The following is an 11525-nucleotide window of genomic DNA, read 5'->3' on the forward strand; positions in this document are numbered from 1 at the left end:
CGCGGCGCGCTCCGAAGGGTTGCAGGCGATTGCCGAGGTCCTCGGGAGGCATGAACGCCTGACGGCGCGTATCGAGGGCCACACGGATCGCTCCGGCAGCGCAAGCAAGAATCTCGCGCTTTCACAGGAACGCGCCAGCTCGGTCAAGGATGCCTTGGCTGCGATGGGTGTCGATGCCGCGCGCATCGAGATCGTCGGGATGGGGGAGACCCGCCCCGTCGACGACGGCGCCGCGGCTCAAGCGCGGCAGCGCAATCGTCGTGTCGAGGTCTATCTGATCGAGCCTTGATGCGCTTAACGGGGGCTCTGCCGAGCGCGCTTGCCTGCAAGACCTGAAGGGGCTGCCGATGCGAATGAATTCGCAACGACGCGCAGGTCGATCCTTGTCCCGAAAATCGCCTAAGCGGCCGCCTCGCGCGGTGCGTGCTCCATGACTTCGGCCTGGAGCGATCGGATGCCCGCGACCAGCGCGTCGCGGTCCTGCAGCAGTGTCGTGATGGGGTCGGTCAGGGCCTCGCGGTCGAGGCGATCGAGCTTGAGCAGCTGCCGGGCGTGCGCGTGAACCATGCGGTGCAGGGCGTCGAGTCGGCCGAAGGCACGGTGGTGCGGATGTCCGCTCGAGGCGGCATGGATGCGTGCATCGGTCGTGGCATCGCTGCGCGATGGGTCCTGCAGGATGGTGGAGGCGACATACTGCAGCAGCTGCGCGGCCGCTTCCTGCTCGTTTCGGGCGCGTGCGGGGATGCCGATTGAAAGCTGATAGGCAAGGTACAGGGCCACTGCAAGTGCCGGAACGAGCGCGACCAGTCCGATCGGCGATCTTTGCGCCTTTGTGCGAATCATTCGGCAGAGGTTGAAGTATGGACCCTAGCTTCGCAGGATGGCACACGAAAAGTGTCATGGCTTCCTGCCGCTCACTCTATCACGGGGGCACTCTAGGGCGACAGTCATCCGAGAAGGAGCGATGGCCGACACAACCAAAAAAACCGGAGGTGCTGATGCACCGCCGGTTTCCGGGTCGCTTCCGGCCGGAGACCGGACCGATGGAGCGTCGCGCTTCGCGTCGGCGCGAAGCGCGATCAGAGGTTTGTCAGAACTGAGCCTCTTCGGTCGAGCCGGTCAGGGCCGTCACCGAGGATGCGCCGCCCTGGATGGTGGTCGTGACGTCGTCGAAATAGCCGGCGCCGACCTCCTGCTGGTGCGACACGAAGGTGTAGCCCTTCTCGCGCGCCGCGAACTCGGGCGCCTGCACCTTCTCGACATAGTGGCGCATGCCTTCCCCGCGGGCGTAGTCGTATGCGAGGTCGTACATGTTGAACCACATGCTGTGGATGCCGGCCAGCGTGATGAACTGGTACTTGTAGCCCATGTCGGCAAGCTCGTCCTGGAACTTGGCGATGGTGACATCGTCGAGGTTCTTCTTCCAGTTGAAGGACGGCGAGCAGTTGTAAGCCAGGAGCTTGTTGGGGTTCTGCGCGAGGACCGCTTGCGCGAACTCGCGGGCGAAGCCCAGATCCGGGGTGCCGGTCTCGCACCACACCAGATCGGCGTAAGGCGCATAGGCCAGACCGCGGCTGATCGCCTGCTCCAGACCATTGCGGACCGTATAAAAGCCGTCATCGGTACGTGCGCCGGTGACGAACGGACGGTCGTTGTCGTCGACATCGGAGGTCAGCAGGGTTGCTGCTTCGGCATCGGTGCGGGCCAAGAGCAGCGTCGGGACACCCATGACGTCGGCGGCGAGCCGTGCGGCGACCAGCTTCTGCACAGCCTCGCGGGTCGGCACCAGCACCTTGCCGCCCATGTGGCCGCACTTCTTGACCGCGGCGAGCTGATCCTCGAAATGCACGCCGGAGGCACCCGCGGCGATCATGTTCTTCATCAGCTCGAAGGCGTTGAGAACGCCGCCGAAGCCGGCCTCGGCATCGGCCACGATCGGCAGGAAGTAATCGATATAGCCCGCGTCACCCGGCTCGATGCCCTTCGACCACTGGATCTCGTCGGCGCGCTTGAAGGCGTTGTTGATGCGCCGCACCATGGTGGGGACGGAGTCGTAGGCGTAGAGTGACTGATCCGGATACATGGTCTCGGAGGTGTTGCCGTCCGCGGCGACCTGCCAGCCCGACAGATAGATCGCCTCGATCCCGGCCTTGGCCTGCTGCATCGCCTGACCACCCGTGAGGGCACCCATGCAGTTGACGTAGCCCTTCTTCGCCTCGCCGTGAACCAGCTTCCACAGCTTTTCGGCGCCGCGCTTGGCGTAGGTCTGCTCGGGCTGAACCGAGCCGCGCAGACGCACGACATCTTCGGCTGAGTAGCCGCGGATCACGTCGGTCCAGCGGGGGTTTTCGGCCCAGTCTTGCTTCAGGGCTTGGATCTGTTCTTGGCGGGTCATGGTGGTGCTCCCATTGAGTCTGTTAGACGATCCGCTCGACCTTGCAGTGCAGGGTCGTCCTGTCGGGGTTTCAGTGGTGTGCCCTTCAGGAGCGCAGATGTTTGACCGTCCTACTCGGTCTTAAAACGGGAAACTACCGGGGCTTCGACCATTTGGCGAGGCAATTATCCTAATTTTCTTTATTGTTTTTGATAATTTTCAATGAACGCTGACGCATTCAGGTTTGAAGCGATGGAGCAGGGCCTCTCGCGGAGCAGTCTCGATCCGGATCCGATCCGCTTGTTCGAGCAGTGGTACACCGCCGCGATCGAGACGGCGCTGCCGGAACCCAACGCCATGAGCCTTTGCACGGTGGAGGAGGGCGGACAGCCCTACGTCCGCACCGTGTTGCTCAAGCTCTTCGACCGCGAGGGGTTCGTTTTCTTCACCAACTTCGAAAGCCGCAAGGCCCGACAGATCGACCGCAATCCGCAGGTCGCCGCACTCTTCCCCTGGGTAGCGTTGGCGCGCCAGGTCCAGATCACGGGACGTGCCGAGCGCATCCCGACCGCCGAATCGCTGCGTTATTTCGCCACCCGGCCGCGCGGCAGCCAGATCGGCGCCTGGTCGTCGCCGCAGAGTCAGGTGATCACCTCGCGGTCGTTGCTCGAGGCCAAGGTCGCGGAGATGAGGCAGCGGTTCGCGCACGGCGAGATCCCGTTGCCGGACTTCTGGGGCGGCTATCGCATCGTTCCGAGCCGCATCGAGTTCTGGCAAGGGCGGGAGAGTCGGCTGCACGACCGCTTTCTCTACAGCCGCGAAGGCGACGGGTCCTGGAGGATCGAGCGGCTCGCGCCTTAAACCGCGTCCAGAGCGAGATGCTAACTTCAGAGTGAGTTCGACGTTTGGTGCATCCACGGCCCTTAGCGGGGGGCGCGGTTTAAAAATTTATACTTTTTAATATCTTAAACCGCACCAACTCTAACAGTCGTCAAATCTGCCGCAGTCGATCCCATCCAAAAACATTGAATACCGCGCTGGGCGGGGTTTAGATGGGAGGTCAGAGCGGGCTGCGTCGCTCCGACTTAAAGCGCTCCGGCGTCCGTCAAGAGCCGGTGAACCGCCCGGGCGACCTGCCGATAACCGACCGCGTTCGGATGGATTTGGTCGGCCTTCAGCTCCCGATCGGCGAGGACATCGGCCAGCACCTTGTCCTCGAGCGGGACCTCGAGCTCGTCCGCTAGCTCCCGATAGAGCGGATGGGTGCCGAGGAACAACCCCGGCTTGGGGATGCCGAGCAGCACGACCGATGCGCCCCGGTTGCGCGCGAGCACCACCATCTGCCGGAGAGTAGCCTTGGTCTGCTCGAGGTCGCGCCTGCGCAGCGTGTCGTTGCCGCCGTGACCGAGGATCGCCAGACTCGGTTGCACGGCGTCGAGCACCCCGGGTAGCCGTGCTAGACCGGCGTCGCTTTCCTCCCCCGACACGCCGGCGTTCACCACCTCACGGCCGCTCAGCACCGCCAGGACCTCCGCGAAACCCTCGCCGTCGCCTGCCCCGGTGCCGCGCGTGAGGCTGTCGCCGAAGGCCAGGATGACCGCATCGCTCGGCAACAGCGGCAGCTCGGGCGCGCGGCTGCAGCCGACGAGGAGCGGTGGCGCCAACAACAGGATCAAAATGCGTTGGGTCATCTCAGGCATGAGTCCCGCATCGGGGTAGGGCACGGGATCCGTGGGCGTTGCATTAGCCAACCACCCGACGCCAATAGCTCATGCGCCAGTAATAGAGCACGGTGGTGTCCGGCCAGGGATAGGAGTCGGCGTACGGGGTTCCGCGCATGGGTTGCTCGATGTTGTCGCGTGAGGGATCGATCGGTCGCCAGCCTTCGTCGAGTGTTTCGCCCTCGACCGGAACGCGGGTGTTGCCGATGCTGCGACGCTCCGATGCGCCGTAGTCGCGGTAATTCCGTTGGGCCTCTTCCAGGCTCACGGTGTTGCTGCTGCCCGGCATCCGGGCGAAGCGCAATTGAGTCAGATCGTCCTCCCAACCGCAGATCGGGCAGACCTGGTGAAAGCCGGGTTCGCGATCATGGACACGGTAGCCGCAGCAGGGGCAGGGGAATTTGGTGTCTTCGGTCAATGCGGTCTCCGTGTGAGTCGGGGTGGCGCGGGCGGTTGGGCGTCGGCCTTCAGCGTTCAGCCTCCGGCCTCCGGCTGTCAGCCACCAAAACACTCGCCTCGCGACGGCGCGACGCCTAATAAAAAAGGGGCGCACCGGGCGCCCCTTCGTTTTCTTCCACACCCTCGGATCGGCGCCTAAGCCCTGTCCGAAGTGACACGCGCTGTTCTCAATCAGCCGGTAATATTCCACCGACCAATGGAGCTCCGTATGGCAGTGGTCCAGGACGCTTGTCCTGCATCATCCCAAAACCATCCTAAACCGCGTCCGCTCCGACGCTTACGGATGCCCGGAGACCAAGCCCCAAGCGAAAACAGCGCATATCACACCGAGACGCGGTTTAGTTGACCTTAGGCTCGAGCTCGCCCTTGGCATACCGATCGGTCATGGCCTCGAGGGACATCGGCGTGATCTTGCTGGCATTGCCGGCGGTGCCGAAGGCTTCGTAGCGGTCCTTGCAGATGCCCTTCATGGCCTTGGTGGCGGCGATGAAGTATTTGCGCGGATCGAACTCCTTGGGGTTCTCGGCCAGGAACTTGCGGATGGCGCCGGTGGAGGACATGCGCAGGTCGGTGTCGATGTTGACCTTGCGCACGCCGTTCTTGATGCCCTCGACGATCTCCTCGACCGGCACGCCGTAGGTCTCGCCCATGTCGCCGCCGTACTGGTTGATGATGGCCAACCAATCCTGCGGGACGGACGAGGAGCCATGCATGACCAGATGGGTGTTGGGGATGCGCTTGTGGATCTCGCGTACGCGCTCGATGGCGAGGATGTCGCCGGTGGGCGGACGGGTGAACTTGTAGGCGCCGTGCGAGGTGCCGATGGCGATGGCGAGTGCGTCTACACCGGTCTTCTTCACGAAGTCGGCGGCCTCTTCCGGATCGGTCAGCAACTGGCTGTGATCCAGGATACCTTCCGCGCCGATGCCGTCTTCTTCGCCGGCCTGTCCGGTCTCGAGCGAGCCCAGGCAACCCAGCTCGCCTTCGACCGAGACGCCGCAGGCATGGGCCATCTCGACGACGCGACGGGTGACGTCGACGTTGTACTCATAGGAGGTCGGGGTCTTGCCGTCCTCGCCGAGCGAGCCGTCCATCATGACGGACGAGAAGCCGAGCTGGATGGAGCGCTGGCAGACGGCGGCCGAGGTACCGTGATCCTGGTGCATGCACACCGGGATGTGCGGCCACTCCTCGATGGCGGCCAGGATCAGGTGGCGCAGGAAGGGGGCGCCGGCATACTTACGCGCACCGGCGGACGCCTGCACGATCACGGGGGAGTCCGTCTCGTCGGCGGCCTCCATGATGGCGCGCATTTGCTCGAGGTTGTTGACGTTGTAGGCGGGGACGCCGTACTGGTGCTCGGCGGCATGGTCGAGCAATTGACGCAGCGAAATCAGGGCCATGTGTATTCTCCTCGTATCGGACTGACAGCTAAAAACGGGCGGGCGAGCAGCAAGGATCGCTGGCTCAGTCTTTCGTCAGGAGCTTGTGCTCGCCGACCCGCATGATTTTCAGAATATTCGTTTGGCCTTCGACACCCGAGCGATCGCCCTTGGTGATGATCACCAGGTCGCCGTCGCGGACCGTTCCGCGTCGCATCAGCTCCTCGACGACCTCGCGATTCACCTCGTGGATGTCCGTGCTGGACACGTCGAAGCTTACCGGATAGACGCCGCGGAAAACCCTGACTTTTCTTCGGGTTGGCGCGGATCGTGTAATCGCGTAGATCGGGATCCCCGAGCGGATACGCGACATCCATTTCACGGTCGAGCCGGTCTCGGTCAAGGCGGCGATCGCCTTCACGCCCAAGTGATTTGCCGTGTACATGGCGGCCATGGCGATGGCTTCGTCGACGCGACCGAAGACCGAATCGATGCGGTGTCCCGAGCGGGTGACATGCTTTTCGGCTTCGAGACAGATGCGGTCCAGCGCCTCCACTACCTTGGCCGGGTTCTTCCCGATCGAGCTCTCTGCCGAAAGCATGACCGCGTCCGTACCGTCAAGCACCGCATTGGCCACGTCGAAGACCTCCGCCCGTGTCGGGATCGGGTTTTCGATCATGGACTGCATCATCTGGGTGGCGGTGATGACGACGCTGTTGAGCTCGCGGGCGCGGTTGATCAGATTCTTCTGGGCGGCCGGAAGCTCCGCGTCGCCGATCTCCACGCCCAGATCGCCGCGCGCGACCATGATGACATCCGCGGCATTGATAATGTCGTCGATCGCCCGGAGCGACTCGGCCCGCTCGATCTTGGCGACGATGCCGCCGTGACCGCCGGCCTCGTAGAAGAGCTCGCGGGCGAGCCGGACGTCGTCGCCGTTGCGCACGAAGGAGACGGCCAGATAGTCGGCATCGATCTCGGCCGCGAACCGGATGTCTTCCTGGTCTTTCTCGGTCAAGGCCGGAGCCGACAGGCCGCCGCCCTTCTTGTTGATGCCCTTGTTGTTGGAGAGGGCGCCGCCGACGACCACCTTGCAGTCGATCCGCCCCCCGTTCACCGCTTCCACCCACAGCTCGATCGCGCCGTCGTCGAGCAGGAGCGTGTCGCCGTGGCCGACGTCGTCGACCAGCTCTGGATAGGTGGTCCCGACCCGGTGGCGATCACCGGAATCCAGAGGGCAGTCGGCGTCGATGGCGAAGGCATCGCCCCGCCCGAGCAGGATCGGGCCGTCCGCGAACTTGCCGATGCGGATCTTGGGTCCCTGCAGATCCACGAGAAGCGCGATCTCGCGCCCGGCTGCGGCCGCACGCTCGCGGATCCGATCGGCACGCTCGCGATGCCGGTCGTGGGTGTCATGGGACAGGTTGAGGCGAACGACATCCACCCCGGCGGCGATGATCTCGTCCATCACCGATACGGGGTCGGTCGCGGGGCCGAGTGTAGCGACGATCTTCGTGCGTCTTGGCATGTGTAGCCTCCGGCTGCTTGCCTCCGGCCTCCAAGCCCCGGCTTCCGAGCACATCGCTGGAGGCCGGAGGCAGGTGGCTGGAGGCGAGCTGCGCTGATCAGTCCTTCGCCCGGGCCTCGAGCATGGCTACTGCCGGCAGCGTCTTGCCTTCCAGGTATTCCAGGAAGGCGCCTCCGGCGGTGGAGATATAGGAGACCTTCTCGTAGATGTCGTACTTCTGGATCGCCGCGATGGTGTCGCCGCCGCCGGCCAGGCTGAAGCCCGGTGCATCCGCGATGGCCATCGAGACCGTTTTGGTCCCGCCGCCGAATTGATCGAACTCGAACACGCCGACCGGGCCGTTCCAGACGATGGTCCCTGCCTTGGCGATGACCTCGGCCAGCTCCTGGGCGGACTTGGGCCCGATGTCGAAGATCATGTCGTCTTCGGTGACATCGGCGACGTCCTTGGTGACGGCCGGCTCGTTCTCGTCGAACTTTTTGCCGCAGACCACGTCGACCGCGATCGGGATGCTCGCGCCGCGCGCCGTCATCTTCTCCATCAGCGCCTTGGCGACGGGGATCAGGTCATGCTCGCAGAGCGACTTGCCGACCGGAAAACCGGCCGCGGCGAGAAAGGTGTTGGCGATACCGCCGCCGACCACGAGCTGATCGACCTTCTCGGACAGGGCCTCCAGGACGGTCAACTTGGTCGAGACCTTGGATCCGCCGACGATGGCGACCATCGGGCGCGCCGGAGCGGCGAGCGCCTTCTGGAGCGCGTCGAGCTCTTCGGCGAGCAGCAGTCCCGCACAGGCAACCGGCGCCTGTTGGCCGACGCCGTGCGTGGAGGCCTGGGCGCGATGGGCGGTGCCGAAGGCGTCCATGACGAAGACGTCGCAGAGTGCGGCGTACTGCTTGGCGAGGTCTGCGTTGTCCTTGCCTTCGCCCTTGTTGAAGCGAACGTTTTCAAGCAGGACCAGCTCACCGTCGGCGAGCTCGGGGGCCTGCTCGAGATAATCACGCACGACCCGGACCTCGCGGCCCAGCTTGGCGCCAAGTGTATCGGCGACGGGCTTGAGCGAATCGGCCTCGGAGAAGACACCTTCCTCGGGGCGACCCAGATGCGACATCACCATCACCTTGGCACCTGCCTTCATGCAATGCTCGAAGGTCGGCATGGAGGCGGTGATACGCGCATCCGAGGTGACCTTGCCGCCCTTCACGGGGACATTGAGATCGGAGCGGATCAGCACCCGCTTCCCGGCGAGATCCAGATCGGTGAGCTTGATGAAGGACATGGTGAGATTCCTCGTTGAGTGGATAGCTTTCTAAATATTAAATCAGCAATAGAAGAGTTGATTACATCGATATCGATGGCTGTCCAGGCGCAATTCGAGACATGTAATAGGCTGAACAAATGTAAAGTGATCGCGTAACTGTCGTGGACGGAAAAACCATCTGAGCTCCGTGGCCGCTCCTATTGCGAGGGTAGACAACCCGAGCCGATGTTCTGCAAGGCGGAAAGGAGTCTTCTGCCCTTGACCGAAGGCCACTGGCTCATGCCGCAGCGAGGTCGATGCGGATAGCCATGGGGCGGGTTTCGCCGACTTCGATCTGCTCCGCGAGCACGCGAAGCGCGAGCACCTCGACCTTCGCCATGGCCTCCTCGGCGTCTTTGCCGTAAGCAAGCGCGCCTGGGATCTCGGGGATCTCGGCGATCCAGCGGCCGTCCTCTTCTTGCTCCGATTCGATATGGAAGTGCATGGCTTTTCCGGTTGCGCCTCGGCTTTTCTCGACAAGTCCGTTCCCACGCCTCGCGTGGGAACGAGCCGCTTGTGTCGACGAAGCTTACTTTGAAACGTGCTCCACCATACGCAGCATGTTGCAGGTGTAGCCGTACTCGTTGTCGTACCAGGAGACGACCTTCACGAAGGTCGGATCCAGCGCGATACCTGCCTCGGAGTCGAAGACCGAGGGCGTGGCGCAGCCGCGGAAATCGGTGGAGACCACCTTCTCATCCGTGTAACCCAGCACGCCGGCCAGATCGCCGGACTCTGACGCCTTCTTCATGGCCGCGCAGATGTCGGCATAGGTCGCCTCTTTGGTCAGCTCGACGGTCAGGTCGACCACGGAGACGTCGGAGGTCGGCACCCGGAAGGCCATGCCGGTCAGCTTGCCGTTGAGCTCGGGCAGCACCTTGCCGGCCGCTTTCGCGGCACCGGTGGAGGAGGGGATGATGTTCTCCAGGATGCCGCGACCGCCGCGCCAGTCCTTCATGGAAGGACCGTCGACCGTCTTCTGGGTCGCGGTGGCGGCATGCACCGTGGTCATGAGACCGCGCTTGATGCCCCAGTTGTCGTGCAGCACCTTGGCGACCGGGGCCAGGCAGTTGGTGGTGCAGGAGGCGGCGGAGATGATCTCCTGTCCGGCATAGGTCTTGTGGTTGACGCCGTAAACGAACATCGGGGTCGCGTCCTTGGAGGGCGCGCTCTGCACGACCTTCTTGGCGCCGGCCTCGATGTGCTTGCGGCAGGAGGCGTCGTCGAGGAAGAACCCGGTGCACTCGATAACCAGCTCCGCACCGACGTCGCCCCACTTCAGATTGGCCGGATCGCGCTCGGCGGTGAGACGAATGCTCTTGCCGTTCACGATCATGGTGTGGCCGTCGACGGCGATATCGCCTTGGAAATTACCGTGGACCGAGTCGTACTTGAGCATGTAGGCCAGGTATTCGGGGTCGAGCAGGTCGTTGATGGCGACGACCTCGATCCCGGGGAAATCCTTCGCGATTGCGCGAAATGCCATACGACCGATACGACCGAAACCATTGATGCCGACTTTAAGTGTCATTGAGAGAGACTCCTCTTAGCGAATAAAAACCTTCGGTGCTCGGACCTCGGCCTACCGGCGTAGGATGGTCGGGTGACCGAAGGTGCGAACCCAGAAACAAACGATCGGTGGGCGCCTAGGCTGCGGCGCTTGGATGCCGAATGATGCAGCGCGGCCGCCGAACCATTGATTGTTCGGCGGCCCATGCGCGAGACAGCCGGTTAAATCAGAGTACGCCCCTGACCTTGGCGACCAGGTTCTCGACGGTGAACCCGAATTCCTTGAAGAGCGGGCCGGCAGGCGCCGATTCACCAAAGCGGTCGACACCCAGGATCGCGCCCTGGTGACCGACATACTTCCACCAGCCGTCCGTGACCGCTGCCTCGACCGCAACCCGCGCGGCGACGGCCTTGGGCAGCACCGACTCGCGATAGGCGGCATCCTGCGCATCGAAGGTGTCGGTCGAGGGCATCGACACCACGCGGATCGCCTTGTCGGACATCGCCTCGGCGGCCTTCATGGCCAGCTCGACCTCGGAGCCCGTGGCGATGATGATCGCATCCGGGGTGCCGGCACAGTCGCGCAGCACATAGCCGCCGCGCGCGATGGCCGCGAGCTGCTCCGGGGTCCGGCTCATGTGCGCGAGGTTCTGGCGCGAGAAGATCAGACAGCTCGGACCGGTGCGCCGCTCGATGGCGAGCTTCCAGGACACCGCCGATTCGACCGCGTCGCACGGCCGCCAGACGCTCATGTGCGGGATCATGCGCAGCGTCGGGATCTGCTCGACCGGCTGATGGGTCGGGCCGTCCTCGCCCAAGCCGATGGAGTCGTGGGTGTAGACGAAGATCGACTGGATCTTCATGAGTGCGGCCATGCGCAGTGCATTGCGGGCGTACTCGGAGAACATCAGGAAGGTGGCGCCGTAGGGCACGAAGCCGCCGTGCAGCGCGATGCCGTTCATGATGGCCGACATGCCGAACTCGCGCACGCCGTAGTAGAGGTAGGTGCCCGAGGCATCCGACTTGCCGACCCCTTTGCACCCCTTCCAAATGGTCAGGTTGGACCCGGCCAGGTCGGCGGAGCCGCCGAGGAGCTCCGGCAGCAGGGGGCCGAAGCCGTTGAGGGCGTTCTGGGAGGCCTTGCGCGAGGCGATGGTCTCGCCCTTCTCCACCACGGAGGTGATGTAGGCGGCGGATTGCTCCGCCCAGTCGGCGGGCAGCTCGCCGGCCATGCGGCGCCGGAACTCGGAAG

12 protein-coding genes are annotated in these 11525 nt (G+C 63.9%); 2 read left to right on the forward strand and 10 right to left on the reverse strand.

What is annotated here, in order from left to right; genetic code table 11:
• On the forward strand, nucleotides 1-289 hold a 289-nt coding region (locus tag VLR48_RS17295; protein ID WP_325292985.1), incomplete at its 5' end, for an OmpA family protein.
• 110 nt (nucleotides 290-399) lie between these two features.
• On the opposite strand, the gene VLR48_RS17300 is transcribed toward VLR48_RS17295, so the two are convergent.
• Nucleotides 400-843 carry a hypothetical protein gene (locus VLR48_RS17300; protein ID WP_325292986.1) on the reverse strand — a complete coding sequence of 148 codons (444 nt, stop codon included), beginning with the start codon at nucleotides 841-843 and terminating at the stop codon, nucleotides 400-402.
• A gap of 247 nt (nucleotides 844-1090) precedes the next feature.
• Nucleotides 1091-2395 (reverse strand): isocitrate lyase, encoded by a 1305-nt coding sequence (aceA, locus tag VLR48_RS17305; protein WP_325292987.1) that lies wholly within the window; start codon nucleotides 2393-2395, stop codon nucleotides 1091-1093.
• Nucleotides 2396-2596: 201 nt separating this feature from the next.
• Here aceA and pdxH point away from each other — a divergent pair, with 201 nt between their 5' ends.
• Nucleotides 2597-3235 carry a pyridoxamine 5'-phosphate oxidase gene (gene pdxH, locus VLR48_RS17310; RefSeq protein WP_325292988.1) on the forward strand — a complete coding sequence of 213 codons (639 nt, stop codon included), beginning with the start codon at nucleotides 2597-2599 and terminating at the stop codon, nucleotides 3233-3235.
• A gap of 224 nt (nucleotides 3236-3459) precedes the next feature.
• Here pdxH and VLR48_RS17315 read toward each other — a convergent pair whose 3' ends face one another.
• The 8 genes from VLR48_RS17315 to VLR48_RS17350 form a co-directional block, all read right to left on the reverse strand.
• Entirely contained in the window at nucleotides 3460-4074 is a 615-nt protein-coding gene (locus tag VLR48_RS17315) for a GDSL-type esterase/lipase family protein (RefSeq protein ID WP_325292989.1), read from the reverse strand.
• Between the two features lie 43 nt (nucleotides 4075-4117).
• Nucleotides 4118-4513 carry a CPCC family cysteine-rich protein gene (locus VLR48_RS17320; RefSeq protein ID WP_325292990.1) on the reverse strand — a complete coding sequence of 132 codons (396 nt, stop codon included), beginning with the start codon at nucleotides 4511-4513 and terminating at the stop codon, nucleotides 4118-4120.
• A 379-nt stretch (nucleotides 4514-4892) separates the two neighbouring features.
• Nucleotides 4893-5957 (reverse strand): class II fructose-bisphosphate aldolase, encoded by a 1065-nt coding sequence (fba, locus tag VLR48_RS17325; RefSeq protein WP_325292991.1) that lies wholly within the window; start codon nucleotides 5955-5957, stop codon nucleotides 4893-4895.
• 64 nt (nucleotides 5958-6021) lie between these two features.
• Nucleotides 6022-7464: a pyruvate kinase gene (pyk, locus tag VLR48_RS17330; RefSeq protein WP_325292992.1), complete on the reverse strand. Its 1443-nt coding sequence runs from the start codon at nucleotides 7462-7464 to the stop codon at nucleotides 6022-6024.
• A gap of 97 nt (nucleotides 7465-7561) precedes the next feature.
• Nucleotides 7562-8743 (reverse strand): phosphoglycerate kinase, encoded by a 1182-nt coding sequence (locus VLR48_RS17335; protein ID WP_325292993.1) that lies wholly within the window; start codon nucleotides 8741-8743, stop codon nucleotides 7562-7564.
• A 259-nt stretch (nucleotides 8744-9002) separates the two neighbouring features.
• Nucleotides 9003-9209, reverse strand: a complete 207-nt coding sequence (locus VLR48_RS17340) for a type II toxin-antitoxin system HicB family antitoxin (RefSeq protein ID WP_093187922.1) — start codon at nucleotides 9207-9209, stop codon at nucleotides 9003-9005.
• A gap of 84 nt (nucleotides 9210-9293) precedes the next feature.
• Nucleotides 9294-10295: a type I glyceraldehyde-3-phosphate dehydrogenase gene (gap, locus tag VLR48_RS17345; protein ID WP_325292994.1), complete on the reverse strand. Its 1002-nt coding sequence runs from the start codon at nucleotides 10293-10295 to the stop codon at nucleotides 9294-9296.
• A gap of 205 nt (nucleotides 10296-10500) precedes the next feature.
• On the reverse strand, nucleotides 10501-11525 hold a 1025-nt coding region (locus tag VLR48_RS17350), incomplete at its 5' end, for a transketolase-like TK C-terminal-containing protein (RefSeq protein WP_325292995.1).

This window comes from Thiocapsa sp., assembly GCF_035467215.1.
In the GTDB taxonomy this organism is placed as follows: domain Bacteria; phylum Pseudomonadota; class Gammaproteobacteria; order Chromatiales; family Chromatiaceae; genus Thiocapsa.